This is a genomic window from Paracoccus sp. N5, assembly GCF_000371965.1.
Classification (GTDB): domain Bacteria; phylum Pseudomonadota; class Alphaproteobacteria; order Rhodobacterales; family Rhodobacteraceae; genus Paracoccus.
The window spans coordinates 24,439-47,912 of the sequence record NZ_AQUO01000001.1; the positions used below are offsets into that span (position 1 = coordinate 24,439).

Here is a 23,474-nt window from a genome sequence, read left to right on the forward strand (position 1 = left end):
GTGGCACAGTGGCTTTTTTGGGTATTTGAAAAACAAAGAAGGCATGGCGCGGCTGGCTCCGTCCTTCTCTGTTTTCCAAATAACCCCGCCGACCGGGCAACGCCCGGCAAAGCGTGCCGGTCAGGCGCGGTCGTCCTTGGGCGAGCTCATCACCACATGGGTGGTGATGGTGGCGATCTGCGGAAAGGCGCCCAGCACCTCGGTATGGAAGCGGCGATAGGATTCGAGGTCGCGCACCTCGACCCGCAGCAGGTATTCGACCGAGCCGGTGATATTGTGGCATTCGCGGACCTGCGGGGCGGCCAGGCAGGCGCGCTCGAAGGCACGTTGCGCCTCGTTCGAGTGGCGGGCCAGGCCGATGGTGACATAGGCGGTGAAGCCGGCGGCGCGGGCGGCAGGCGCGATGACGGCGCGATAGCCCAGGATGGCGCCGCGCCGTTCCAGATCCTGCACCCGGCGCAGGCAGGCCGAGGGCGAGAGCCCGACCTCGGCCGCGAGCTGCTGATTCGGGATCCGTCCCCGTCGTTCGAGGATGCGCAATATCCGCGCGGATATCGGGTCGTCGTCGAAAGCAGATTGCTGATCTTTTCCCGACATGCGGCACTCTGGTCGAAAATTGCGGTTATCCTGCAATATCATCGCGCGGCAGAACGGGAAATCACCAATGTCGCATCAGATCCTGCTGGCGCTTGTCGCCTTTGCCTTTGCCACCTCGGTCACGCCGGGGCCGAACAACCTGATGCTGATGGCATCGGGGGCGAACTTCGGCTTGCGGCGCAGCGTGCCGCATCTGCTGGGCGTGGCTTTTGGGTTCGGGGCCATGGTGGCGCTGCTGGGCCTGGGCCTGGACCGGCTGATCGCCGAGGCGCCCCGGCTGGCGCTGGCGCTGAAGGGCGTGAGCCTGGCCTATGTGCTGTGGCTGGCCTGGAAGATCGCCCATGCCGCCGCGCCCGAGGGGCCGGCCGGCACCGGCCGGCCGATGGGATTCCTGGCCGCCTGCGCCTTTCAATGGGTCAATCCCAAGGCCTGGATGATGGGGCTGGGGGCGCTTTCGGCCTATTCCGCCGGTGTGGGCGGCGCGCTGATGGTGGCGGCGGTGTTCACGCTGGTGAACCTGCCCTCGGTCGCGCTTTGGGCGGCGATGGGACAGGGGCTGCGCGGGCTCTTGCAGGACGCCGGGCGGCGCCGGCTCTTCAACCGGGTGATGGCGGTGCTGCTGGTCGCCTCGATGCTGCCGGTGCTCAGCGGGCACTGACCGCGATCAGGCCGGCGACGCCCAGCACGATCAGCGCCATGCCGGCGCGCTGGCGCAGCGAGGCGCCTTCACGGAACACCCGGCCCGAGACGAGCTGCGCCATGACCACCTCGACCAGCGCCAGGGTGCGGACATTCGCGGCCGAGGTCAGCGCGAAGCCCAGGAACCAGAACAGCGAGGCCAGCGCCCCCAGTGCCCCCGCGCCCAGCGAACCGCGCCAGTGCCGGGCGATGCCGGCAAGCGCCGGCCGGTCCGCAAGCCCGAGCCAGGCCAGCATGATCGCGCTTTGCAGGGCCAGGCTCAGCGCCAGGATGGTGGCGGCGCGCAGCCCGCTTGCGCCGTAGGGCAGCGCCAGGATCGCGCCGCGAAAGCCGATGGCCGAAAGGCCGAAAAGCGCCCCGGCCGCGATGTCCAGGCCCGCCGCGCGCCAGCCGCCGCGCCGCCAGTCGGCGCCCGACATCAGCACCACGCCCAGCGTCGCCGTGGCGACGGCTGCCATGCGGGCCGGACCCAGCGGCTCGGCCAGCAGCAGCGCCCCGATCAGGGCCAGGGTGACCGGCTCGGTCTTGATAAGCGCGGTGGTGACGCCGAAGCCGCGGCTTTCCATCGTCAGCAGCATCAGGGCCGTCGCGGCGATCTGCGCCAGCGCGCCCAGCGTGGCCCAGCCGAGGCTCGCCGCGCCGGGCAGCGGGATGGCGGTGAAGCCGGCCAGCACTGCCAGCAGCAGCGCCGCGAAGGGCAGGCCGAAAAGGAAACGCACCGCCGTCGCGCCCATGGTGCCGAGTTCGGCGGTCAGCCGGCGCTGCGCCGCGTTGCGGCCGGTCTGCGCCGCCGCCGCGACCAGCGTGGCGAGGATCCAGCCCATCAGCCCCGGATCGCCTCGATCATGCGGCTGACATTGTCGGGATCGGCGTCGGGCGTGATGCCATGGCCGAGGTTGAAGATATGCGGGCCCTTCGAGAAGGCGCGGACGATGCGGCGGGTCTCGGCCACCAGTGCCTCGCCCCCCGTGACCATCAGCCGCGGGTCGAGGTTGCCTTGGACGCAGCCGTCCTTCTGCACCTCGGCGGCGGCCCAGTCGGCGCTGACGGAATTGTCCAGCGCCACCGCATCGGCGCCGGTGGCGCGGGCAAAGCCGGCATAACGCGGCCCGGCCTCGCGCGGGAAGGCGATGACGGGCACGCCGGGATGGCGCGCCTTCAGCGCGGCGATGATGCGGCGCGCCGGCGCCAGCGCGAAATCGTCGAAATCAGCGCCCTTCAACGAGCCGGCCCAGCTGTCGAAGAGCTTGACCACCTCGGCCCCGGCCTCGATCTGGGCCGAGAGATAGGCGATGGTGCCCTCGGTGATGCGGTCGATCAGCGCGGCGAAGGCGGCGCGGTCGGCGGCCTTGAAGGCATGGGCCGGGCCCTGGTCGGGCGTGCCGCGGCCGGCGATCATATAGGTGGCGACGGTCCAGGGCGCGCCGGCAAAGCCGATCAGCGTCGTCTCGCGCGGCAGTTCGCGGGCAAGGATGCGGACGGTTTCATAGACCGGGGCGAGGGTGTCGTGGATGGCCTCGACCGGCTTCAGCGCCGCCACGCCGGCGGCATCGGTGATGGTGGACAGGCGCGGCCCCTCGCCGGTCACGAACCACAGGTCCAGCCCCAGCGCCTGCGGCAGCAGCAGGATGTCGGCAAACAGGATCGCCGCGTCGAAGCCATAGCGGCGGATCGGCTGCAACGTCACCTCGGCCGCGAGGTCCGGCGTATAGCACAGCGACAGGAAGTCGCCGGCCTGGGCGCGGGTGGCGCGGTATTCGGGCAGATAGCGGCCGGCCTGGCGCATCATCCAGACGGGCGGCACGGGCAGGCGCTCGCCCTTCAGGGCGCGCAGGATGGTCTTGTCGGACATGGATCACCTCTTGCGCCCCTTCATGGCCGGCCTGTCCCCGTTGTCAAGGGCGCGAGAGGGCGCTAAGCCCTTGGCCATGGAACCGACACAGACCCAGATCATCCGCATCGGCACGCGCGGCTCGGCGCTGGCGCTGGCGCAGGCGCATGAAACCCGCGACCGGCTGATGGCCGCGCATGGCCTGCCCGAGGCCGCCTTCGAGATCGTGGTGATCAAGACCACCGGCGACCGCGTGCTGGACCGGCCGCTGAAAGAGATCGGCGGCAAGGGCCTGTTCACCCGCGAGATCGAGGATGCGCTGCTGTCGGGCGAGATCGACATCGCCGTGCATTCCATGAAGGACATGCCGACGGTCCAGCCGCAAGGGTTGGTCATCGACTGCTACCTGCCGCGCGAGGATGTGCGGGACGCCTTCGTCTCGCCGCAATATTCCGGAATTTCCCAGCTTCCCCAAGGCGCTGTCGTCGGTTCCTCGAGCCTGCGCAGGCGGGCGCAGCTGGCGGCGCGGCGGCCCGATCTGCAGCTGGTGGAATTTCGGGGAAACGTGCAGACGCGCTTGAAAAAGCTGGAAGACGGCTTGGCGGTCGCGACCTTCCTCGCCATGGCCGGGCTGTCGCGGCTGGACATGCTGCATGTCGCGCGCGGTCCGGTCAGCCCCGACGAGATGCTGCCTGCCGTGGCGCAGGGCTGCATCGGGGTCGAGCGGCGGGCGGATGATGCGCGCATGGCCGGGCTGCTGGCGGCGATCGGCGACCGGGACAGCGCGCTGCGCGTCGCGGCGGAACGGGCGTTCCTGGCGCGGCTCGACGGTTCGTGCCAGACGCCCATCGCCGGGCTGGCGGAGCTGGAGGGCGACCGGCTGCGGCTGCGGGGCGAGATCCTGCGGCCCGACGGCAGCGCGGTCATCGCGGGCGAGCGCATCGGCCCGGCCGGCGACGGCGCCGCCATGGGCGACGACCTGGCGGCAGAGTTGCGCGGCCGCGCGCCCGCGGATTTCTTCGACTGGTCCTAAAGCGCCAGCATCGCGGCCAGCGCCAGCCCCAGCATGAGCATCGCGCGGCGATAGAGCCGCAGCCCGGCCGTCAGGTCGCGCGGGGCGGGATCGCGGGCGGTTTCGTTCAGCCAGGGCTCCGGGGATTCGACGCCGTGATAGCAGCGCGGCCCCGACAGGCGCACGTCCAGCGCGCCGGCCATGGCGGCCTCGGGCCAGCCGGCATTGGGCGAGCGGTGGCGGCGCGCGTCGCGGCGGATCACCCGCCAGACGCGGCCCTTGTTCGGCGGCGCGGCCAGCAGGAACAGCAGCGCCGTCAGCCGCGAGGCCGGCAGGTTCACCAGGTCGTCCAGCCGCGCCGCGACCCGGCCGAAGAGCGCGTGGCGTTCGCTCCTGTGGCCGATCATCGAATCGAGCGTGTTGATCGCCTTGTAGGCGGCAATCCCGGGCAGGCCGGCGACGGCGGCCCAGAACACCGGCGCGACGATGCCGTCCGAGGCATTCTCGGCCAGGCTCTCCAGCGCCGCGCGCGCGATGGGGGCGGGGCGGTCGTCGAGATCGCGGCCGACGATCATCGCCACGGCGCGCTTCGCGGCCGGCATGTCTCCGGCCTGCAGCGGCCGGGCCACGGCAGCGACGTGATCGTCAAGCGAGCGCACGGCGACCAGCGGCCAGGCCAGCACGCCCAGAGCCACCGCGCCGCCGGGCAGCGGCAGCAGCGCCCAGCTCAACAGCAGCGCCGGCAGCACCGTCGCCGTCACCACCACCGCGACCGCCAGCGCCCCGCGCAGGATGCGCCGCCCGCCGCGATTCCAGCGCCGATCCAGCGCCGCGATCAGCCGCCCGATCCAGGTCACCGGATGGCCGATGCGGCGATAGAGCCCGTCCGGCCAGCCCAGCGCCGCATCCACCGCCAGCGCCACCAGCGCCACGGTCAGGGTCTGGGACGACAGGATCATGGCGCGACCCGGTTGACGGCCTCGACCGCCCAGCCGCCGGGGCTGCGGGTCAACACGGTCAGCGACAGCGGCGCGACCAAGAAGGACAGCGCCGCCGGTCCCACCGCCAGCGCCAGCGCGGCGCGCACCGTGCCGGCATGGGCGATGATCGCGGTCGTGCCCCGCGCGCGTTCCAGCAGCGCCTGCACCCGCGCGGCCATGTCGAGGAAACTCTCGCCGCCCGGCGGGCGGGCCTCGGCCAGCGTCTCGGGCGGCAGCGGGCCGAGGTCGGGGATTGCGGCGCCGGGCTCTTCCCAGGCGCCGAAATCCTGCTCCCACAGGGCGGGGTGATAGTCGGGGGAAAGCCCCAGCGCCTGCGCGGTCTGCCGGCAGCGCAGCGCCGGGCTGGCCCAGACCTGCGTGGCCTGCGAAAGCATCCGCGCCGCCCAGTCGAGCCGCGCGCGGTCGCTGCAATCGGCCGACACGTCACGCCGCCCGGCCAGCCCCGGCACCGCAAGCGGCGCGTGGCGCAGGATCATCAGCCGGGTCGGGGCGTCGGGCGCAGCATTCATCGCCGCAGCCTTGGCGCGGCCTCCGGCGCTTGTCAACGCGCCCCGCCGAAGCGCAGGATCGGTGGCGACAGAAGGCTTGACGCGAGCCCCATCCGCAGGCATTAATCATTTAAATGAACAATCGTTCAATAACCGGGGAGGGAACCGATGTTCACCGCAGGCATGGCGTTCGATCTGGGCGAGGATGTGAACGCGCTTCGCGACACCGTTCACCGCTGGGCGCAGGAGCGCGTCAAGCCCATCGCCGCCGAGGTCGACCGCGGCAACGCTTTCCCGAACGAGTTGTGGCCCGAGATGGGCGAGATGGGCCTGCTGGGCATCACCGTGCCCGAGGAATTCGGCGGCACCGGCATGGGCTATCTGGCGCATGTGATCGCGACCGAGGAGATCGCCCGCGCCTCGGCCTCGGTCAGCCTGTCCTATGGCGCGCATTCCAACCTCTGCGTGAACCAGATCAAGCTGAACGGCAGCGATGCGCAGCGGGCGAAATACCTGCCCGACCTGTGCAGCGGCAAGGCGGTAGGCGCGCTGGCCATGTCCGAAGAGGGCGCCGGCAGCGACGTGGTCAGCATGAAGCTGCGCGCCGAAAAGCGCGCCGACCGCTATGTGCTGAACGGCAGCAAATACTGGATCACCAACGCCCCCGACGCCCATACGCTAATCGTCTATGCCAAGACCGACCCCGAGGCGGGCAGCAAGGGGATCACCGCCTTCATCGTCGAGCGCGGCATGACGGGCTTCAGCACCAGCCCGCATTTCGACAAGCTCGGCATGCGCGGTTCGAACACCGGCGAGCTGATCTTCGAAAACTGCGAGGTGCCGGCCGAGAACATCCTGGGCGCCGAGGGCAAGGGCGTGCGCGTGCTGATGTCCGGCCTCGATTACGAGCGGCTGGTGCTCTCGGGTATCGGCACCGGCATCATGGCCGCCTGCCTGGACGAGGTCATGCCCTATGTCCGCGACCGCAAGCAGTTCGGCCAGCCCATCGGCTCGTTCCAGCTGATGCAGGGCAAGATCGCCGATATGTATGTCGCGCTGAACACCGCGCGGGCCTATGTCTATGAGGTCGCGCGCGCCTGCGACGCCGGCAAGGTCACCCGTCAGGACGCGGCCGGCGCCGTGCTTTATGCCAGCGAGCAGGCCATGGTCCAGGCGCATCAGGCCGTGCAGGCGCTTGGCGGCGCGGGCTTCCTGAACGATTCGGTGGTCTCGCGGCTGTTCCGCGACGCGAAGCTGATGGAGATCGGGGCCGGAACCTCGGAAATCCGTCGCATGTTGATCGGGCGTCAACTGATGGAGATCGCCTGATGCGCTTCCTGCTGCTGCTGGCCCTGGCCGGCTCGCCCGCCCTGGCCGAGGGGCCGCCCTATGATGCCAGTATCCTGCCCGCCTGTCTCGACCGGACCGCGGGCTCGTCCGCCGATGCCCAGGTCTGCATCGGCGAGGCCGCGACGCAATGCATGGCGCAGCCCGGCGGCGACACCACCGTCGGCATCGTCGATTGCCTGAGCGCCGAGGCCAGGGACTGGGACAGCCTGATGAACGGCTGGTATGGCAAGGCCATGCAGCAGGCCGAGGCGCTGGACGCCGAGATGAAGTCGCTGGGCTCGGCCGCCGAACCCGCCGCGCCGGTGCTGAAGCAGGCGCAACGCGACTGGATCGCCTTTCGCGATTCCAGCTGCAAGTTCCAGTCCATCCGCTATCAGGGTGGCACCGCCGGCGGCCCGGCCGCCGCGACCTGCCTGATGCAGATGACCGGCGAACAGGCGCTGCACCTGCGCGACCTGCTGGAGGATGCGCCATGATCCGCGCCGCTCTGCTGCTGGCGGCAGGGCTCGCCGCGCCCGCCCTGGCCGGCGATGCCTCGGGTTTCGATCCGGCCAGCATCGACCAATGCCTGGCCGCCGCGCCGACCCAGGGCGCGCGCGCCGATTGCGCCGGCATCGGCATGGAGGCCTGCCTGACCTATGCCAAGGGCAAATACAGCGGCGACGACCCGGATTTCCCGATGGCGAACTGCCTCGACGCCTCGCATCAGGCCTGGGAGGCGAAGCTGACCGCGACCTATGAGGCGGCCCTGGCGGCGCAGGGCACCAAGCCGCAGGAGATGCTGCGCGAGGCCGAGCGCAGCTGGCTGCAATTCCGCGAAGACCTGTGCAACCGGGCCCGCGCCGCCGCGCCCGAGGGCCAGGGCGAACTGGCCGCCGCCCGCTGCATCCGCGACGAGACCGCGCGCCAGACCGCGCTGCTGCTGGCGCTGGAGCCGGCCGAATGACCGCCCGGACGCCGAAAGGGCGCCCCGCGACGGGACGCCCCTCTCCGGGTCGTGGTGGATCCCCGGATTCCCGCCTAGAACTTCATCACATAGCTGACGCCGACCACGACCGGATCGACCTCGACCTTGCCGATCTCGGCGCCGTTCAGCTCGACGTCGGCGTCGATGTCGATCCAGCGCAGGTCGGCGCGGATCGCGGCGCGGTCGTTGATCCAGTAATCGGCGCCCAGATGCGCGGCCAGGCCCCAGCTGTTCTTGACCCGCAGCTCGGACCCGCTCAGCGGCCCGCGCGCATCGCCGTCCCAGAAGCCGGTGAAGTTCACGCCCAGGCCGACGAAGGGCTTGAACTGCTCGGTCGCGTCGAAGTGGTATTGCAGCGAGATCACCGGCGGCAGTTGCTTGACGGTGCCGATCTCGACCCCGTTCGACTTGATCGAATGCTTGAAGGGCAGGGCGGCCAACAGCTCGATGCCCAGGTTGTCGCGGATGAAATATTCGGCGGTGATGGTCGGGCGGGTGCTGTCGCCGATCTCGGTCGGCACGGTGCCAGCGGCCAGCACGCCATTGTCCGACTTGGGGTTCACATTCGCCAGGCCGAAGCCCAGCGTCCATTCCCCCTGCGACTGCGCCAGCGCGGGCGAAGCCAGCAGGGCAAGCGCCGCGGCGATCAGCATATGGTGTTTCATGGCGATCCTCTCGTCTTGTTTTCCGCCGTGACAAGGCGCCCGCGCCGCTCACGAAACCTTGATCTGCATCAAGATCCGGCCATCCCGGCCCGGCTGCGTCAGTTTGGCGCAGCCGCCCGGGCGCCGGCCCGACCCGAAAGGATGACGCGATGAAACTCGGCACTTCCGCCCTGCCGTCCTCGGAGCCGTTCCGTGCCAACCGGGCGGCGCATCTGGCCATGCTGGAGACGGTGCGCGAGGCCGCGCTGGCCGCCGCCGCCGGCGGCGGGGCCAAGGCGCTGGAGCGTCACACCAGCCGCGGCAAGATGCCCCCGCGCGAGCGGGTGGCGAACCTGCTCGACCCCGGCTCGGCCTTCCTGGAAATCGGCGCCACCGCCGCGCATGGCATGTATGACAATGCCGCTCCGGGCGCCGGGGTGATCGCCGGCATCGGCCGGGTGCATGGCCAGGACGTGATGGTCGTGGCCAATGACGCCACGGTCAAGGGCGGCACCTATTACCCGATGACGGTCAAGAAGCACCTGCGCGCGCAGGAGATCGCCCAGGAATGCCATCTGCCCTGCGTCTATCTGGTCGATTCGGGCGGGGCGAACCTGCCGAACCAGGACGAGGTCTTTCCCGACCGCGACCATTTCGGCCGCATCTTCTACAACCAGGCGCAGATGAGCGCGATGGGCATCCCGCAGATCGCCGTGGTCATGGGCTCCTGCACCGCGGGCGGCGCCTATGTGCCGGCCATGTCCGACGTGACGATCATCGTGCGGAACCAGGGCACGATCTTCCTGGCCGGCCCGCCGCTGGTCCGCGCCGCGACCGGCGAGGTGGTCTCGGCCGAGGATCTGGGCGGCGGCGACGTGCATACCCGCCTCTCGGGCGTGGCCGACTACCTGGCCGAGGACGACGCCCATGCGCTGGCCATGGCCCGCCGCGCCATCGCGAACCTGAACCATGGGCAGCCCACAACCGTGCAATGGCAAACCCCCGAGGCCCCCGCCTACGACCCCGAGGAGATCCTCGGCGTGGTCCCCGCCGACCTGCGCACCCCCTATGACATCCGCGAGGTCATCGCCCGCGTGGTGGACGGCTCGCGCTTCGACGAGTTCAAGGCCCGCTTCGGCGAGACGCTGGTCACCGGCTTCGCCCATGTCGAGGGCTGCCCCGTCGGCATCATCGCCAACAATGGCGTGATCTTCTCGGAGGCCGCGCAGAAGGGCGCGCATTTCATCGAACTTTGCTCGATGCGGAACATCCCGCTGGTGTTCCTGCAGAATGTCACCGGCTTCATGGTCGGGCGCAAATATGAAAACGAGGGCATCGCCCGGCACGGCGCCAAGATGGTGACGGCGGTGGCGACCACCGGCGTGCCCAAGATCACCATGCTGGTCGGCGGCAGCTTCGGCGCCGGCAATTACGGCATGGCCGGCCGCGCCTATGGCCCGCGCTTCCTCTGGACCTGGCCCAATTCGCGCATCTCGGTCATGGGCGGCGAACAGGCGGCGGGCGTGCTCGCCACTGTGCGCCGCGAGGGGATCGAGCGCCAGGGCGGCACATGGACGGCCGAGGAAGAGGCCGAGTTCAAGCGCCCCACCATCGAGATGTTCGAGCGCCAGTCGCACCCGCTCTATGCCTCGGCCCGGCTCTGGGACGACGGCGTCATCGACCCCAGGAAAACCCGCGACATCCTGGCCCTCAGCCTGCGCGCCAGCCTGAACGCGCCGATCCCGCCGACGCGTTTCGGCATCTTCAGGATGTAGCGCCATGGCCGCGATCACCCTCTGGCAGGGCGACATCACCACGCTCGCCCTCGACGCCATCGTCAATGCCGCGAACCGCACGCTCCTGGGCGGCGGCGGCGTCGACGGCGCCATCCACCGCGCCGCCGGTCCCGGCCTCCTGGCCGAATGCCGCGCGCTCGGCGGCTGCCCGACCGGCGAGGCGCGCATCACCGCCGGCCACGACCTGCCGGCGCGCCACGTCATCCACACCGTCGGCCCGGTCTGGCAGGGCGGCCAGGCGGATGAGGACGACCTGCTCGCCCGCTGCTACCGAAGCAGCCTGGCGCTGGCCGACGACCACGGCCTTGCCAGCATCGCCTTCCCGGCGATCTCGACCGGCATCTACGGCTTTCCCGCCGCCCGCGCCGCGCTGATCGCCGTCGAGACGATCGAAGCCCACGCCGGCCTCCTCGACGTGACCCTGGTCGCCTTCGACCGCGCCAGCCTCGCGACGCTGGAATCCGCCCTCGACAGGGCCGCCCGATGATTTCTCCGTTTCAAAAATACCCCACGGGGGTCCGGGGGTGTGAAACCCCCGGCGCCGCCCGCGCCACGAGGAGCCGCCCATGTTCCAGAAGATCCTGATCGCCAACCGCGGCGAGATCGCCTGCCGGGTCATCGACACCGCCCGCCGCCTGGGCGTCCGCACCGTCGCGGTCTATTCCGAGGCCGACCGCGCCGCCCGCCATGTCGCGCTGGCCGACGAAGCCGTCCATATCGGTGGCCCGGCGCCCAGGGACAGCTACCTGCGCGGCGATGCCATCATCCGCGCTGCGCAGGACACCGGCGCCCAGGCCATCCACCCCGGCTACGGCTTTCTCAGCGAGAACCCGGATTTCGTCGATGCGGTGACGCAGGCCGGCCTGACCTTCATCGGCCCCTCGGCCGAGGCGATCCGCAAGATGGGCCTCAAGGACGCCGCCAAGGCGCTGATGGTGCAGGCGGGCGTGCCGGTCGTGCCCGGCTACCACGGCGAGAACCAGCAGGCGGACCATCTGCAGGCCCAGGCCGATGCCATCGGCTATCCCGTGCTCATCAAGGCCGTGGCCGGCGGCGGCGGCAAGGGCATGCGGCTGGTGGAACGCAGCAGCGACTTCCCCGCCGCCCTGCAATCCGCGCAGGGCGAGGCCACCACCGCCTTCGGCAACCCCGCGGTGCTGATCGAGAAATACATCCAGCAACCCCGCCATATCGAGATGCAGGTCTTCGGCGACGGCAGCCGCGCGGTCCACCTCTTCGAGCGCGACTGTTCGCTGCAACGCCGCCACCAGAAGGTGATCGAGGAAGCCCCGGCCCCCGGCATGACGCCCGAGATGCGCGCCGCCATGGGCGAGGCCGCCGTCCGGGCCGCCGAGGCCATCGGCTATGCTGGCGCCGGCACCGTCGAATTCATCGTCGACGGCAGCCAGGGCCTGCGCCCCGACGGCTTCTGGTTCATGGAGATGAACACCCGCCTGCAGGTCGAGCATCCGGTGACCGAGGCGATCACCGGCATCGACCTGGTCGAATGGCAATTGCGCGTCGCCAGCGGCGAGCCCTTGCCGGCCCGGCAGGAGGAGTTGACGATCACCGGCCACGCCTTCGAGGCCCGGCTCTATGCCGAGGACGTGCCCGCGGGCTTCCTGCCCGCCACCGGCCGGCTCGCGCATCTGCGCTTCCCGGACCACGCCCGCATCGAGACCGGGGTGCGGCCCGGCGACACGATCAGCCCGTGGTACGACCCGATGATCGCCAAGATCGTCACCCATGGCGCCACCCGCGCCATCGCGCTGCGCGCGCTGGAAGCGGCGCTGGAGGATACCGAGGTCGCGGGTTCCGTCACCAATGTCGATTTCCTGATCGCCCTGACCCGGCATGCGGGTTTCCAGCGGGGCGAGGTCGATACCGGCCTGATCGCCCGCGACCTCGACGCGCTGGTCGCGGCAGCGGAACCCGATCCCGGCGCAAGGGCTCTGGCGGTGCTGGGCCTGGCCGGGCTCGACGATCCGACCATCCGCGGCGGCGTGACCCTGTGGCAGCCGCTGCGCCGCACCATCGCCTGGCAGGGCGGCGAGGCCGTGCTCGAGGTGCTGGGCCCCGGCGCCGCCCGCGTCACCCTGGACGGACGCACGCATCAGATCGGCTATGAGGGCGGGCGCTGGTGGGTCGACGGCAGCCCGCGCCGCTGGCGCATCGTCAGCCACGGCGCCGGCACCAGCGTCTTCGGCGGCCGGGCGCTGACGCTCGCGCCGCTCGACCCGCTGGACCGTGGCGGCGACGAGGCCGGCGGCGGACTGACGCTCTCGCCCATGCCGGGGCTGGTCAAGGCGGTCTTCGTCAGCGCCGGCCAGCAGGTCACGGCCGGCGACCGGCTGGCGATCCTCGAGGCCATGAAGATGGAGCACACCCTGACCGCCGCCCGCGACGGCACCGTGGCCGAGGTGCTGGCCGCCGCCGGCGACCAGGTCGAGGCCGGCGCGCCCCTGATCCGGCTGGAGGAAGAGGATGGCTGAGCTGACGCTCTGGCATGTGCCGCTGTCGCGCTCGATGCGCATCCTGTGGCTGCTCGAGGAGATCGGCTGCGACTATGATCTGCGGCTGATGGACCTCGCGGACGGCTCGACGCGCCGGCCGCCCTATGACGCGATCCACCCGGTCGGCCGCGTGCCGGCGCTGCGTGACGGCGACACCACCATCCACGAATCCGGCGCCATGACCGAATGGCTGTGCGAGACGCGCGCGCCGCAGCTCTGGCGCGCGCCGGGCACGCCCGGGCGGCTGGGCTGGCTCGACTGGCTGCATTTCGGCGAGACGCTGGGCCAGCACATCGCCAACCTGACCCAGCAGCATGTCTTCCTGCGCGAAGACAGCCAGCGCTCGGCCACGCTGATGCGGCTCGAGGCGGCGCGGCTGTCGCGGGCGCTGCGCCTGGTCGAGACCTGCGTCGCGGAATCGGACTGGCTGCTCAGCGAGTTTTCCGGCGTCGATTGCCAGGTCGGTTATTCGGTCTGGATCGCCGCGCGTTTCGTCAGCTTCGCCGACCGCCCGGCGCTGGCTGCCTATCGCGACCGCTGCGCGGCGCGGCCGGCCTTCCAGCGCAGCCTGCCCCCCGAGGGCACGGCGGTCATCTATGCCCGCGACTTCTACGAGGTGCCCGATGTCCCGCGTTGAGATCTTCGAAATGGGCCCGCGCGACGGGTTGCAGAACGAAAAGCGCCTGATCCCGGCCGCCGAAAAGATCGCGCTGGTCGACCTCTTGTCGCAGGCCGGGTTCCGGCGCATCGAGGTCACCAGCTTCGTCTCGCCGAAATGGGTGCCGCAGATGGCCGACGCCGCCAAGGTCATGTCCGGCATTCGCCGCGCGCCCGGCGTCAGCTATGCCGTGCTGACCCCGAACATGAAGGGCTACGAGGCGGCGCGGACAGCCCGCGCCTCGGAGGTCGCGATTTTCGCCTCGGCCTCGGAAGGGTTTTCGCGCGCGAACCTCAATGCGAGCATTGCCGAGAGCCTGGAACGGCTGGCGCCGGTGGCCGAGGCCGCCCGCGCGGACGGCATCCCGGTCAGGGGCTATGTCTCGGTGGTGACCGACTGCCCCTTCGACGGGCCGACTCCGCCTGCCCATGTCGCCCGCGTCGCGGCGGCGCTGCGCGACATGGGCTGTTACGAGATCAGCCTGGGCGACACCATCGGCCAGGGCCGGCCCGAGAGCATCGATGCCATGCTGGCGGCGGTGCTGGAAGAACTGCCGCCCGAGCGGCTGGCCGGCCACTATCACGACACCGCCGGCCGCGCGCTGGCCAATATCGAGGCGAGCCTGGCGCGCGGATTGCGGGTCTTCGACGCCGCCGTGGGCGGCCTTGGCGGCTGCCCCTATGCCCCGGGCGCGGCCGGCAATGTCGCGACGGAAGCCGTCGCCGCGCATCTGGCGACGGCGGGCCACGACACGGGCCTGGACATGGACGTGATCGCCCGCGCCGCCGCCATGGCCCGCAGCCTGAGAGGACAGCCGTGATGGAGACCATCCGCATCGAGACCGACCCGCGCGGCGTCGCTCATCTCTGGCTGGCGCGCCCCGACAAGCACAATGCGCTGTCGGCGCAGATGATCCGCGAATTGACGCTCGCCGCGCAGCATCTGGGCCATGACCCGGCCGTGCGCGTGGTGGTGCTGGCGGCCGAGGGGCGCAGCTTCTGCGCCGGCGGCGACCTCGGCTGGATGCAGGAGCAGATGCGCGCCGATGCCGACACCCGCCGCGCCGGCGCCCGCGAGCTGGCGATGATGCTGAACGCGCTGAACACCCTGCCCAAGCCCCTGATCGGCCGGGTGCAGGGCAACGCCTTCGGCGGCGGCGTCGGCATGATCTCGGTCTGCGACGTGGCGATCGCCGTGCCCGAGGCCCGCTTCGGCCTGACCGAAACCCGACTCGGCCTGATCCCCGCCACCATCGGCCCCTATGTCCTGGCCCGGATGGGCGAGGACTGCGCGCGCCGCGTCTTCATGTCCGCCCGGCTCTTCGGCGCGGATGAGGCGATCCGGCTGAACCTGTTGGCGGCCACCGCCGAGGCCGAGACCCTGGACGCCGCCGTCGAGGCCGAGGTCGCGCCCTATCTCTCCTGCGCCCCCGGCGCCGTGGCGGCGGCCAAGCGCCTGGCCCGCCGCCTTGGCCCCGCCATCGGCCCGGCCGAGATCGAGGCCAGCATCGACGCCCTGATCGCGGTCTGGGAAGGCGACGAGGCACCCGAGGGCATCGCCGCCTTCTTCGAGAAGCGAAAGCCGCGCTGGCAGCAGGGCTGAGCCCCGGCCTTCTCTGTTGTATAAATACCCACGCTGCGCGGCGGCGAGGCGCCCGCGATGCCGGTTTCGCGGGAATGGGCGAGGGTGCTGCCGTGGCAGCCTTGCGGTTTGGGTATTTATGCAACAGAGAAGGCTGGTCAGACCCGCTCGGGCGCGACATTTGCGCGCAGTGCATGGCCGCATTTCGGCGGCGGCAGGGTGACGGGCGGGCCGGGAATCTGTTATCGCCAACAGGATTCCCGAAAATCCCGCCACCATGCCCCGGAAGGTGCCGCCATGCCGCCGCAGCCAAACCTGAAACTTGCGATTCTCGCCCTTGGCCTCGGTGCCTTTGCCATCGGCACCTCGGAATTCGCCGCCATGGGGCTGCTGCCCTGGTATGCCGGCGACCTCGGCATCACCGAGCCGCAGGCGGGCCATGTCGTCAGCGCCTATGCGCTGGGGGTGGTGGTGGGGGCGCCGATCACCTCGATCCTGGGCGCGCGGCTGCCGCGGCGGCGCTATCTGGCGGCGCTGATCGCCGCCTATGGCGTGATGAACCTGCTGGCGGCGGTGCTGCCGGGCTATGGCACGCTGGTCTCCACCCGCTTCCTGGCCGGGCTGCCGCATGGCGGCTTCCTGGGCGTCGCCATGCTGTTCGCCGCCGACGCCTTGCCGCGCGAGCAAAGGGCCAAGGGCGTGACCCAGGTGCTGCTGGGCCTGACCATCGCCAATATCGCCGGCGTGCCGCTGGCCGGCGTGCTGGGCCAGAGCCTCGGCTGGCGCTGGGGCTTTGCCCTGCCGGGCGTGCTGGCGCTGCTGGCGGGCTGGCTGATCCTGCGGCTGGCGCCGCGCGTCGGTGCCGCGAAGGATGCCCGGCCGATGGACGAGTTGAAGGCGCTCGGCAATCCGGCCGTGGTGCTGACGCTGCTGGTCGGGGCCATCGGCTTCGGCGGGCTTTTCGCGGTCTATTCCTATCTCTCGGCCGCGATGCTGGCCACGACGCAGCCTCCGGGCTGGGCGGTGCCGGCCATGCTGTCGGGCTTCGGTATCGGCGGCACGCTGGGCAGCATCATGGCGGCGCGGCTGACCATCCGGCTGGGGACCTGGCGCTCGGCGCTGCTCTTGATGGGCTTCATGCTGGCGACGCAGGGCTTTGCCGCCTGGGCCGTCGGCAGCTGGGGGCTGATGCTTCTGTCCTCGTTCCTGCTGGGGCTGGGCTCGGGCATGGTGGTGCCCTTGCAGACCCGGCTGATGGACGTGGCCGGGCGCGCGCAGAGCATGGCCGCCGCGATGAACCACGCCGCCTTCAACGCCGCCAATGCGCTGGGGCCCTGGCTTGCCGGCATGGCGCTGGCGGCGGGCTGGGGCTGGCAGAGCTCAGGCCTGGTGGCGATGGCGCTGTCAGTCGCGGGGATGCTGGCCCTGGGCCTGGCCTGGTGGCAGTCCCGCGCTGCCGGGATGGGCATGCAGGATCACCCCGCGCGAGTGTGAGGCGAATTCCCGCCGCCACGAGATGACAAGCACGTAGAGCGTGGCGAGGAACAGCCCCAGCGGTCCCGCCAGCCAGCCCAGCGCCCCGAGCGCGAAATAGACGCAGCGCAGCCCCGAGTTGAAGCTGCGCGCCGCGGTGATGTTGATCTCGGCCGCCTGCATGGCGGCGGGCATGGCGCGCGGATCCTCGGGATCGTTCGGCACCGCCGCCATCATCACCGCGCAATAGCCGAACAGCCGATGCGCCCAGACGAAGCGCAACAGCGCGTTGGCGACGAAGAACAGCACCACGACGATCTTGATTTCCCATTTCAGCGCCGGGACATGGCCCAGGTCGAACTGCCGCGCCACGCCCGCCAGCTGGTCGGTCTTGCCGATCAGCGCCAGCCCGCCGCCGACGGCGATCAGGCAGGCCGAGGCGAAGAAGGCCGTGCCCTCGCGCAATGTGGTCAGGATATTGCCGTCGAAGATGCGCGGATCGCGGGTGACGAAATGCCGCATCCATTCGCGCCGGTAGTCCTTCATCAGCACCGAGACCGAGGGGTGCTGCCTTGGCGGATGCTCGGTGATCCAGCCGATGCCCAGCCAGGCCAGGAAAAGCCAGGCCAGTGCGGCCAGGTCGGCGGGGGTGAAGGGGCCGGCGGGCGGAAGGGGAATCTGCATGACCAGATCTTACCGCCACCCGGCACGTGTTGCCAGCGTCCGCCCGGCTGCCTAACCTGCAGGAGGAAACGCGCAGAGAACCGGAGGGTAACATGGCCGCACCGCACGCCATTCACGAGGAATTTCCGAACGATGCCGCCCGCATCCATGCGCTGAAGCTGTCGGACGCGCATTTCGCCCGGCTGCTGGTCGATTACGACCAGGTGAACGACCAGGTCGGTGCCGCCGAAAGCCGCCACACGCCCATGTCGGACGAGGCCGAAACCGCGTTGCGCAAGCGTCGCGCCGCGCTGAAGGACGAGATCGCGCGCCTGATCGCCGCGGCGCCCGCCTGATGCAGATGCCCGCCCCGGACCAGGCCGTCATCGCCCGCCGCGACCTGATCGTGGCGCGGCTGATCGTGGCGCTGTCGGCGGCGGGCGACGTCGCGGCGCGGGTGATCGCCGACCCGGCCGAGACCCGCGCCTATGAATGCGACGCGCTCTCGGCCTATCACTGCCGCCGCTGGCCGTCGTGCTGCCCTCGACCACCGTGGGCGTCGCGGCGGTGCTGCGGCTCTGCCACGAAGAGCGCGTGCCGGTGGTGCCGCGCGGGGCGGGACCAGCCTGGCCGGCGGCTCAATGCCCACAGCCGACGCGGTGGTGATCAGCCTGGCGCGCATGAACGCGGTGCTGGAAACCGACCTCGCCGATCGCTTCATCCGCGTGCAGGCCGGCCGCACCACGCTGTCGGTTTCGGGCGCGGTCGAGGCGGCGGGCTTCTTCTATGCGCCCGATCCGTCCAGCCAACTCGCCTGCGCCATCGGTGGCCGGCGCGCTGCGCGACGAACAGCCGGTCCTCGCGGATCTCGAACCGGCGGTCTACCAGGCCATCGCTGCCGCGCTCGGCCCCGAGCAGAACGGCCGCGGCCGGGGCATGCGCGTCGCCTGCTCGCTGCGGCACGGCCATCAGATCCGCACGGCTCCCAAGATGCTGCTGGCGCAGGTCGGATTCCACATCATGGAACCAGAAAATCCGCATCTCTGCTCGGCCAGGACCTATAATCTGCTGCAACCGGAATTGTCCGGGGAATTGCGGCGCCGGCAATATCGGCTGCATGATGCAGATCGGCACCGGCACCGCGCTGCCGCTGGTCCATATCGTGGAACTGCTGATCGGGCCAGCGGCGGCCCGCGTCCGCGCGTCCTGACACCCTAGACCCGTCTTCCTTGTTGCCCAAATACCCACGCCACCCGCGCCACGGCCCCGGCGCAGGGTCTTGAAAACCGCCCGCGCCGATCCCAGCTATGCGCTGTCGGAGGGCCGGATGGCGCCGACGGACCTGCCCGCCCGGCAGCCGGGGGGCAAGCCTTTGTATCGCTTTGGAAAAGGATGCGAAAATGCGCAACTTCGATCTTACCCCGCTCTACCGTGCCTCGGTCGGCTTCGACCGCATGGCGGATGTGATGGACCGGGCTCTTTCCGCCGATATCGCAAGCTACCCGCCCTATAACATCGAGAAGACCGGCGAGAATGCCTATCGCATCTCGATTGCCGTCGCGGGCTTTTCCGCCGACGAGCTGACCGTCGAGGTCAAGGACGGCGCCGTGATCGTCTCGGGCCGCAAGGCCAGCGAGGACGAAAGCCGCAGCTTCCTGCATCGCGGAATCGCCAACCGCGCCTTCGAGCGCCGCTTCACCCTGGCCGACCATGTCCGCGTCGAAGGCGCGAGCCATGAGGACGGCATGCTGAACATCGACCTGGTGCGCGAGATTCCCGAGGCGCTGAAGCCGCGCCGGATCGAGATCGCGAAACCGGTGAAGGCGGTGGGCAAGCTGGACGCCTGAGGGCGGCCGCGGCCGGGGGCGCTGCCCCCGGACCCCCGGGGTATTTGCAAAACGGTGAAAGCCAAGGGGCGCCGGGTTCGGGGCCCCTTTCGTCATGCGCAGGCGGAAGCGCTTGCCCGCGTCTTTCTCTGTTGCGAAAATACCCCGGGGTCCGGGGCAGAGCCCCGGCTCTGCGGGCGCCGCTAGAACCTGCGGCGGGCGCGGAGCGCGGCGGCGATGGTGCCGTCGTCGAGATAGTCGAGCTCGCCGCCGATGGGCACGCCTTGCGCCAGGCCGGTGACGGTGGCGCCGGTCGCGGCCAGCGCCTCGGCGATGTAATGCGCCGTGGTCTGGCCCTCGACCGTGGCCGAGAGCGCGAGGATGACCTCGGTGATGTTTTCCTCGGCGATGCGGTCGATGAGTTGCGGGATGCGCAGGTCCTCGGGGCCGATCTCGTCCAGCGCCGACAGGCTGCCGCCCAGCACATGATAGCGGCCGCGGAAGGCCCGGCCGCGCTCCATCGCCCAGAGGTCGGCCACGTCGGTGACGACGCAGATCTCGCCGGTGGCGCGGGCAGGATCCTCGCAGATCGGGCAGATGTCGGCGCCGGTGACATTGCCGCAGACCAGGCATTCGCGGGCGTTTTCCGCGACATGGCCCATCAGCCCGGCCAGCTGCGCCATCTGGCCGGCGCGCTTGCGGATCAGGTGCAGCACGATGCGGCGCGCCGAGCGCGGGCCCAAGCCCGGCAGCCGCGCCATGGTGGCGATCAGCGTCTCGATCTCATCGCCCGAGGAAACCATTCAGAACGGCATCTTCATGTCGGCGGGCAGGCCCAGCTCGCGGGTCAGCCGGGCCATTTCCTCGGCCGCCTTGTCCTGGGCGCGGCGCTGTGCGTCCTTGATCGCGGCCAGGATCAGGTCCTCGACCACCTCCTTGTCCTCGGCCTTGAAGATCGAGGGGTCGATGTCGAGTGCGGTCAGCTCGCCCTTGGCCGTCGCCGTGGCCTTGACCAGACCGGCGCCGGATTCGCCGGTGACGGTCAGGCGGGTCAGCCCCTCCTGCATCTCGGCCATCTTGGTCTGCATCTGCTGGGCGGCTTCCATCATCTTCGACAGGTCGCCCATATCGCCCAAGCCCTTGAACATCGCCTACTCCTCGTCCTCGAAAGGATCCCATTCCTCGACCTCGGCCACCGGGCCTTCGGTCAGCTCATGCGGGGATGTATCCTCGCCCGCCGGTTTTTCAACCGCGACCGGCTGCGGCACCGGGCGAATCCTGGTGATCTTGGCCTCGGGGAAATGGGCGAAGATCGCCTGCACGGCCGGGTTTTCCATGGCACGGGCGCGGGTCTGGGCCTCGCGCGCCAGCGCCTGTTCGCGCAGGGTCGGCGCCCCCGGTTCCGAGACCACGACCACCGCCCAGCGCTGGCCGCCGGTCCAGCCGCGCAGCCGCTCGGCCAGCCGCTGGGCAAAGTCGCGGGGCGCGTCCTCGGTCGGGTTGAACTCGATCCGGCCGGGGGCATAGCGGACGAGGCGCAGGTGATCCTCGACATCGAGCAGCAGCTTCATGTCGCGCATGCGGCGGATCAGTTCGATGACGGAGGCGAAATCGGGGAAGCCGGCCAGCGCGTCGGGCGAGACGGCGATGGCGGCGGCGCTGCCGCCCTCGCGGACCGCGACCGGGGCGCGGGGCGCGGCGGCGCGCGGGGCCTCGCTGCGCTGCGAGGCGGCGGGCGCGCGGTTGAACTCGCCGGCCGCCGCTGAGGCCTGGACCTTGCGGATCAGCGCCTCGGGGTCGGGCAGGTCGGCGACATGGGTCAGGCGGATGATCGCCATTTCGGCCGCCATCATCGCGTTCGGGGCCTGGCCGACCTCTTCCAGCGCCTTCAAGAGCATCTGCCACAGCCGGGTCAGGGCGCGCATCGGGATGCGCTCGGCGATCTGCTGGCCGCGGGCGCGTTCGTCCGGGCCGATGGTCGGATCCTCGATCGCCTCGGGGGTGATCTTCACGATACTGACCCAATGCGTGATCTCGGCCAGGTCGCGCAGGACCGCCATCGGGTCGGCGCCATCGGCATATTGCGCCTGCAACTCGGCCAGCGCCTCGGCCGCGGCGCCGCGCAGGATCATGTCGAACAGGTCAAGGACACGGCCGCGATCCGCGAGGCCCAGCATGGCGCGAACCTGGGGCGCCGTCGTCTCGCCCGCGCCATGGCTGATCGCCTGGTCAAGAAGGCTGGTCGCGTCGCGGGCCGAGCCCTCGGCCGCGCGGGTGATCAGCGCCAGCGCGTCATCGGTGATCTCGGCGCCCTCGCGGCCGGCGATCTTCTGCAGAAGCGCGATCATCACCTCGGGCTCGATCCGGCGCAGGTCGAAGCGCTGGCAGCGCGACAGCACCGTCACCGGCACCTTGCGGATTTCCGTGGTGGCGAAGATGAATTTCACATGCGGCGGCGGTTCCTCCAGCGTCTTCAGCAGCGCGTTGAAGGCGCTGGTCGAGAGCATGTGGACTTCGTCGATGATATAGATCTTGTAGCGCGCCGAAGCCGCGCGATAGTGAACCGATTCAATGATTTCGCGGATGTCGTTCACGCCGGTTCGAGACGCGGCGTCCATTTCCAGCACGTCGACATGCCGGCCTTCGGAGATCGCCACGCAATGCTCGCAGACCCCGCAGGGCTCGGTCGTCGGGCCGCCCGTGCCGTCGGGGCCGATGCAGTTCAGCCCCTTGGCGATGATGCGCGCGGTGGTGGTCTTGCCGGTGCCGCGGATGCCGGTCATGATGAAGGCCTGCGCAATCCGGTCGGCCGCGAAGGCGTTCTTCAGCGTGCGCACCATCGCGTCCTGGCCGACCAGGTCGGCGAAGGTCTCGGGGCGGTATTTCCGCGCCAGTACTTGATAGGTCTGTTCTTCGCTCATCCGCCGGCCTTTCGTGACCGGCCGAGATTAGCGGTGCCGGCGCGGGCCGGCAACCGGGTCAGGGCGTCCAGTTGAAGACCAGCTCCTCGCGGAAGGCGAAGCGGGCGATATGGCTGTCGACGATGTGGCGCATGTGCTCGGTCGTCTCGGCCGGGGCGTCGAGGGTGATTTCCAGCGCCTCGGGCGTGGCGGTCAGGTTGACGGTGCGATCCTCGGGCATGGCGATGCGGCCGCGGCTGGCGTCGAACTCGACCTCGAACTTGTGCGCCCAATGCTTGCAGAGCTGTTGCAGATAGCGGCTGCCATGCGCGGTCGCCACGCGGCAGGTCGAAAGGATGACGGTCTGGGACATGGGCTTTCCTGTCTTGCGGGTCCGGCTGGCGGCGGCTGGCGGACATGAAAGGGTCACGAATGGGTGAGGGGGCTCGGCCCGGACCCGGTGTCCCCCATATAACCCGGATGAAGCGACGTTCAATCCTGCTGGCCCTGCCGCTCCTGGCGATGCCGCACCTGGCGCGGGCCTCGCTGCGCGAGGTGCTCGAGGCGGCGGACCTGCCGCAACTGCGCGCCATCGCCGTCTGGCGCGACGGCGAGGAGGTGGCGGCGCGCGGCTTCGGCGGCTTTACCCCGGACCGGGCGACGAACATCAAATCGGCCTCGAAATCCATCGTCTCGGCGCTGGCGGGCATCGCCATCGCGCGTGGGCTGTTTTCCGGCCCCGACCAGAGGGTGGCCGAACTGCTGCGCGCCGACCTGCCGGCCGATCCCGATCCGCGCCTGGCCCGGCTGACCCTGGGGCATCTGCTGTCGATGCAGGCCGGGCTGGAGCGGCAGTCGGGGCCGAATTACGGGGCCTGGGTCAGCAGCCGCAACTGGGTGCGCGCCGCACTGGCCGCACCCTTCGTCGCCGATCCGGGGCAGGGGATGCTTTATTCCACCGCCTCGACGCATCTGGTCTCGGCCATGCTGACGCGTGCCTCGGGGCGCTCGACGCTGGCGCTGGCGCGGGATTGGCTGACGCTGCCCGGCTTCGCCATCGCCGCATGGGAGCGCGACCCGCAGGGCATCTATCTGGGCGGCAACCAGATGGCGATGAGCACCCGCAGCCTGCTTTCCTTCGGCGCCGCCTATGCCGCGGGCGGGCAGGGGGTGATCCCCGAGGACTGGATCGCCGAGAGCTGGCGGCCGCGCACCCGCTCGATCTTCAACGGCGAGGAATATGGCTATGGCTGGTTCGTCAGCCGCATCGCCGGCCGGCCGGTGCGCTACGGCTGGGGCTATGGCGGGCAGATGATCTACGTCTTTCCCGGCCGGGTGCCGGTCGCCATCGCCATGACCTCCGACCCCGACCGGCCCTCGGCGCGCTCGGGCTATCGTACCGAGCTGCACGCGCTGGCCGGCCGGCTGGTCGCGGCGCTGTGATTGCTCCGCCATTTCTTCGTTGCGAAAATACC

26 protein-coding genes and 2 pseudogenes are annotated in these 23,474 nt (G+C 70.4%); 17 read left to right on the plus strand and 11 right to left on the minus strand.

The genetic code is table 11. From position 1 onward, the window contains the following. Positions 1–120: 120 nt before the first annotated feature. Positions 121–597, minus strand: coding sequence for an Lrp/AsnC family transcriptional regulator (locus tag PARN5_RS0100120; protein WP_051070963.1), 477 nt, complete (start codon positions 595–597; stop codon positions 121–123). A gap of 67 nt (positions 598–664) precedes the next feature. On the opposite strand from PARN5_RS0100120, the gene PARN5_RS0100125 reads away from it, so the two are divergent. Continuing rightward, complete coding sequence (locus PARN5_RS0100125) at positions 665–1,255, plus strand: LysE family translocator (RefSeq protein ID WP_017997768.1); 591 nt, start codon at positions 665–667, stop codon at positions 1,253–1,255. On the opposite strand, the gene PARN5_RS0100130 is transcribed toward PARN5_RS0100125, so the two are convergent. Further along, entirely contained in the window at positions 1,242–2,120 is an 879-nt protein-coding gene (locus PARN5_RS0100130) for a DMT family transporter (RefSeq protein ID WP_017997769.1), read from the minus strand. The two genes, PARN5_RS0100125 and PARN5_RS0100130, sit on opposite strands and share 14 nt — an antisense overlap. Then, on the minus strand, positions 2,120–3,148 hold the full coding sequence (gene hemE, locus PARN5_RS0100135; RefSeq protein WP_017997770.1) for a uroporphyrinogen decarboxylase: 1,029 nt from the start codon (positions 3,146–3,148) through the stop codon (positions 2,120–2,122). Before hemE ends, PARN5_RS0100130 begins: the two co-directional genes overlap by 1 nt. 76 nt (positions 3,149–3,224) lie before the next feature. Between hemE and hemC the strand changes: the two genes are divergently transcribed. After that, positions 3,225–4,160 (plus strand): hydroxymethylbilane synthase, encoded by a 936-nt coding sequence (hemC, locus tag PARN5_RS0100140; protein WP_017997771.1) that lies wholly within the window; start codon positions 3,225–3,227, stop codon positions 4,158–4,160. Here hemC and cbiB read toward each other — a convergent pair. Together cbiB and PARN5_RS0100150 are read right to left on the minus strand one after the other, a co-directional pair. Next, positions 4,157–5,098 (minus strand): adenosylcobinamide-phosphate synthase CbiB, encoded by a 942-nt coding sequence (cbiB, locus tag PARN5_RS0100145; RefSeq protein ID WP_017997772.1) that lies wholly within the window; start codon positions 5,096–5,098, stop codon positions 4,157–4,159. The two genes, hemC and cbiB, sit on opposite strands and share 4 nt — an antisense overlap. Then, entirely contained in the window at positions 5,095–5,649 is a 555-nt protein-coding gene (locus tag PARN5_RS0100150) for a histidine phosphatase family protein (RefSeq protein ID WP_017997773.1), read from the minus strand. Before PARN5_RS0100150 ends, cbiB begins: the two co-directional genes overlap by 4 nt. 147 nt (positions 5,650–5,796) lie before the next feature. Here PARN5_RS0100150 and PARN5_RS0100155 point away from each other — a divergent pair, with 147 nt between their 5' ends. The 3 genes from PARN5_RS0100155 to PARN5_RS0100165 are packed head-to-tail and all read left to right on the plus strand — an operon-like array spanning position 5,797 to position 7,924. Next, on the plus strand, positions 5,797–6,957 hold the full coding sequence (locus tag PARN5_RS0100155; protein ID WP_017997774.1) for an isovaleryl-CoA dehydrogenase: 1,161 nt from the start codon (positions 5,797–5,799) through the stop codon (positions 6,955–6,957). Then, positions 6,957–7,454, plus strand: coding sequence for a lysozyme inhibitor LprI family protein (locus PARN5_RS0100160; RefSeq protein ID WP_017997775.1), 498 nt, complete (start codon positions 6,957–6,959; stop codon positions 7,452–7,454). The genes PARN5_RS0100155 and PARN5_RS0100160 overlap by 1 nt, the downstream gene beginning before the upstream one ends. Then, positions 7,451–7,924, plus strand: coding sequence for a lysozyme inhibitor LprI family protein (locus tag PARN5_RS0100165; protein WP_017997776.1), 474 nt, complete (start codon positions 7,451–7,453; stop codon positions 7,922–7,924). The genes PARN5_RS0100160 and PARN5_RS0100165 overlap by 4 nt, the downstream gene beginning before the upstream one ends. A 74-nt stretch (positions 7,925–7,998) precedes the next feature. Here the strand turns inward: PARN5_RS0100165 and PARN5_RS0100170 are convergent, their stop codons facing one another. Further along, positions 7,999–8,610, minus strand: coding sequence for an OmpW family outer membrane protein (locus tag PARN5_RS0100170; protein ID WP_017997777.1), 612 nt, complete (start codon positions 8,608–8,610; stop codon positions 7,999–8,001). A 149-nt stretch (positions 8,611–8,759) separates the two neighbouring features. On the opposite strand from PARN5_RS0100170, the gene PARN5_RS0100175 reads away from it, so the two are divergent. The 7 genes from PARN5_RS0100175 (at position 8,760) to PARN5_RS0100205 (ending at position 16,631) form a co-directional block, all read left to right on the plus strand. Then, positions 8,760–10,364 (plus strand): carboxyl transferase domain-containing protein, encoded by a 1,605-nt coding sequence (locus PARN5_RS0100175; RefSeq protein ID WP_017997778.1) that lies wholly within the window; start codon positions 8,760–8,762, stop codon positions 10,362–10,364. 4 nt (positions 10,365–10,368) lie between these two features. Then, the gene (locus tag PARN5_RS0100180; protein WP_017997779.1) at positions 10,369–10,872 is read left to right on the plus strand and encodes an O-acetyl-ADP-ribose deacetylase; all 504 of its coding nucleotides are present in this window, start codon (positions 10,369–10,371) and stop codon (positions 10,870–10,872) included. Between the two features lie 79 nt (positions 10,873–10,951). After that, entirely contained in the window at positions 10,952–12,877 is a 1,926-nt protein-coding gene (locus PARN5_RS0100185; protein WP_017997780.1) for an acetyl/propionyl/methylcrotonyl-CoA carboxylase subunit alpha, read from the plus strand. Next, positions 12,870–13,535: a glutathione S-transferase gene (locus tag PARN5_RS0100190; RefSeq protein ID WP_017997781.1), complete on the plus strand. Its 666-nt coding sequence runs from the start codon at positions 12,870–12,872 to the stop codon at positions 13,533–13,535. Before PARN5_RS0100185 ends, PARN5_RS0100190 begins: the two co-directional genes overlap by 8 nt. Beyond that, complete coding sequence (locus PARN5_RS0100195) at positions 13,522–14,376, plus strand: hydroxymethylglutaryl-CoA lyase (protein WP_017997782.1); 855 nt, start codon at positions 13,522–13,524, stop codon at positions 14,374–14,376. The genes PARN5_RS0100190 and PARN5_RS0100195 overlap by 14 nt, the downstream gene beginning before the upstream one ends. Beyond that, positions 14,373–15,158 carry a crotonase/enoyl-CoA hydratase family protein gene (locus PARN5_RS0100200; protein ID WP_026155052.1) on the plus strand — a complete coding sequence of 262 codons (786 nt, stop codon included), beginning with the start codon at positions 14,373–14,375 and terminating at the stop codon, positions 15,156–15,158. Before PARN5_RS0100195 ends, PARN5_RS0100200 begins: the two co-directional genes overlap by 4 nt. A 276-nt stretch (positions 15,159–15,434) precedes the next feature. After that, positions 15,435–16,631, plus strand: a complete 1,197-nt coding sequence (locus PARN5_RS0100205) for an MFS transporter (RefSeq protein ID WP_017997784.1) — start codon at positions 15,435–15,437, stop codon at positions 16,629–16,631. Here the strand turns inward: PARN5_RS0100205 and PARN5_RS0100210 are convergent. Next, positions 16,542–17,294 (minus strand): DUF599 domain-containing protein, encoded by a 753-nt coding sequence (locus PARN5_RS0100210; protein ID WP_017997785.1) that lies wholly within the window; start codon positions 17,292–17,294, stop codon positions 16,542–16,544. The two genes, PARN5_RS0100205 and PARN5_RS0100210, sit on opposite strands and share 90 nt — an antisense overlap. A gap of 92 nt (positions 17,295–17,386) precedes the next feature. On the opposite strand from PARN5_RS0100210, the gene PARN5_RS0100215 reads away from it, so the two are divergent. The 4 genes and pseudogenes from PARN5_RS0100215 (at position 17,387) to PARN5_RS0100225 (ending at position 19,120) form a co-directional block, all read left to right on the plus strand. Continuing rightward, complete coding sequence (locus tag PARN5_RS0100215) at positions 17,387–17,629, plus strand: DUF465 domain-containing protein (RefSeq protein ID WP_017997786.1); 243 nt, start codon at positions 17,387–17,389, stop codon at positions 17,627–17,629. Further along, positions 17,629–18,103: pseudogene (locus tag PARN5_RS23065) on the plus strand (FAD-binding protein); the annotation flags it as partial. The gene PARN5_RS0100215 and the pseudogene PARN5_RS23065, both read left to right, overlap by 1 nt. Before the next feature lie 115 nt (positions 18,104–18,218). After that, positions 18,219–18,491, plus strand: a pseudogene (locus tag PARN5_RS24665) (glycolate oxidase iron-sulfur subunit); the annotation flags it as partial. Positions 18,492–18,673: 182 nt separating this feature from the next. After that, positions 18,674–19,120: an Hsp20 family protein gene (locus tag PARN5_RS0100225; RefSeq protein WP_017997788.1), complete on the plus strand. Its 447-nt coding sequence runs from the start codon at positions 18,674–18,676 to the stop codon at positions 19,118–19,120. Positions 19,121–19,302: 182 nt separating this feature from the next. Here the strand turns inward: PARN5_RS0100225 and recR are convergent, their stop codons facing one another. The 4 genes from recR to PARN5_RS0100245 are packed head-to-tail and all read right to left on the minus strand — an operon-like array spanning position 19,303 to position 22,372. Then, positions 19,303–19,902, minus strand: a complete 600-nt coding sequence (gene recR, locus PARN5_RS0100230) for a recombination mediator RecR (protein ID WP_017997789.1) — start codon at positions 19,900–19,902, stop codon at positions 19,303–19,305. Further along, positions 19,903–20,247, minus strand: coding sequence for a YbaB/EbfC family nucleoid-associated protein (locus PARN5_RS0100235; protein WP_017997790.1), 345 nt, complete (start codon positions 20,245–20,247; stop codon positions 19,903–19,905). A 3-nt stretch (positions 20,248–20,250) separates the two neighbouring features. Next, positions 20,251–22,020: a DNA polymerase III subunit gamma/tau gene (locus tag PARN5_RS0100240; RefSeq protein WP_017997791.1), complete on the minus strand. Its 1,770-nt coding sequence runs from the start codon at positions 22,018–22,020 to the stop codon at positions 20,251–20,253. A gap of 58 nt (positions 22,021–22,078) precedes the next feature. Beyond that, positions 22,079–22,372, minus strand: a complete 294-nt coding sequence (locus tag PARN5_RS0100245; protein WP_017997792.1) for a DUF2218 domain-containing protein — start codon at positions 22,370–22,372, stop codon at positions 22,079–22,081. A 107-nt stretch (positions 22,373–22,479) separates the two neighbouring features. On the opposite strand from PARN5_RS0100245, the gene PARN5_RS0100250 reads away from it, so the two are divergent. Further along, positions 22,480–23,442, plus strand: coding sequence for a serine hydrolase (locus tag PARN5_RS0100250; protein ID WP_017997793.1), 963 nt, complete (start codon positions 22,480–22,482; stop codon positions 23,440–23,442). The last annotated feature ends 32 nt before the right edge of the window (positions 23,443–23,474 follow it).

Coding starts and splice junctions, on each gene's coding strand:
- PARN5_RS0100120 (WP_051070963.1), bottom strand. CDS start 597: ATGTCGGGAAAAGATCAGCAATCTGCTTTCGACGACGACCCGATATCC.
- PARN5_RS0100125 (WP_017997768.1), top strand. CDS start 665: ATGTCGCATCAGATCCTGCTGGCGCTTGTCGCCTTTGCCTTTGCCACC.
- PARN5_RS0100130 (WP_017997769.1), bottom strand. CDS start 2,120: ATGGGCTGGATCCTCGCCACGCTGGTCGCGGCGGCGGCGCAGACCGGC.
- hemE (WP_017997770.1), bottom strand. CDS start 3,148: ATGTCCGACAAGACCATCCTGCGCGCCCTGAAGGGCGAGCGCCTGCCC.
- hemC (WP_017997771.1), top strand. CDS start 3,225: ATGGAACCGACACAGACCCAGATCATCCGCATCGGCACGCGCGGCTCG.
- cbiB (WP_017997772.1), bottom strand. CDS start 5,098: ATGATCCTGTCGTCCCAGACCCTGACCGTGGCGCTGGTGGCGCTGGCG.
- PARN5_RS0100150 (WP_017997773.1), bottom strand. CDS start 5,649: ATGAATGCTGCGCCCGACGCCCCGACCCGGCTGATGATCCTGCGCCAC.
- PARN5_RS0100155 (WP_017997774.1), top strand. CDS start 5,797: ATGTTCACCGCAGGCATGGCGTTCGATCTGGGCGAGGATGTGAACGCG.
- PARN5_RS0100160 (WP_017997775.1), top strand. CDS start 6,957: ATGCGCTTCCTGCTGCTGCTGGCCCTGGCCGGCTCGCCCGCCCTGGCC.
- PARN5_RS0100165 (WP_017997776.1), top strand. CDS start 7,451: ATGATCCGCGCCGCTCTGCTGCTGGCGGCAGGGCTCGCCGCGCCCGCC.
- PARN5_RS0100170 (WP_017997777.1), bottom strand. CDS start 8,610: ATGAAACACCATATGCTGATCGCCGCGGCGCTTGCCCTGCTGGCTTCG.
- PARN5_RS0100175 (WP_017997778.1), top strand. CDS start 8,760: ATGAAACTCGGCACTTCCGCCCTGCCGTCCTCGGAGCCGTTCCGTGCC.
- PARN5_RS0100180 (WP_017997779.1), top strand. CDS start 10,369: ATGGCCGCGATCACCCTCTGGCAGGGCGACATCACCACGCTCGCCCTC.
- PARN5_RS0100185 (WP_017997780.1), top strand. CDS start 10,952: ATGTTCCAGAAGATCCTGATCGCCAACCGCGGCGAGATCGCCTGCCGG.
- PARN5_RS0100190 (WP_017997781.1), top strand. CDS start 12,870: ATGGCTGAGCTGACGCTCTGGCATGTGCCGCTGTCGCGCTCGATGCGC.
- PARN5_RS0100195 (WP_017997782.1), top strand. CDS start 13,522: ATGTCCCGCGTTGAGATCTTCGAAATGGGCCCGCGCGACGGGTTGCAG.
- PARN5_RS0100205 (WP_017997784.1), top strand. CDS start 15,435: ATGCCGCCGCAGCCAAACCTGAAACTTGCGATTCTCGCCCTTGGCCTC.
- PARN5_RS0100210 (WP_017997785.1), bottom strand. CDS start 17,294: ATGCAGATTCCCCTTCCGCCCGCCGGCCCCTTCACCCCCGCCGACCTG.
- PARN5_RS0100215 (WP_017997786.1), top strand. CDS start 17,387: ATGGCCGCACCGCACGCCATTCACGAGGAATTTCCGAACGATGCCGCC.
- PARN5_RS0100225 (WP_017997788.1), top strand. CDS start 18,674: ATGCGCAACTTCGATCTTACCCCGCTCTACCGTGCCTCGGTCGGCTTC.
- recR (WP_017997789.1), bottom strand. CDS start 19,902: ATGGTTTCCTCGGGCGATGAGATCGAGACGCTGATCGCCACCATGGCG.
- PARN5_RS0100235 (WP_017997790.1), bottom strand. CDS start 20,247: ATGTTCAAGGGCTTGGGCGATATGGGCGACCTGTCGAAGATGATGGAA.
- PARN5_RS0100240 (WP_017997791.1), bottom strand. CDS start 22,020: ATGAGCGAAGAACAGACCTATCAAGTACTGGCGCGGAAATACCGCCCC.
- PARN5_RS0100245 (WP_017997792.1), bottom strand. CDS start 22,372: ATGTCCCAGACCGTCATCCTTTCGACCTGCCGCGTGGCGACCGCGCAT.
- PARN5_RS0100250 (WP_017997793.1), top strand. CDS start 22,480: ATGAAGCGACGTTCAATCCTGCTGGCCCTGCCGCTCCTGGCGATGCCG.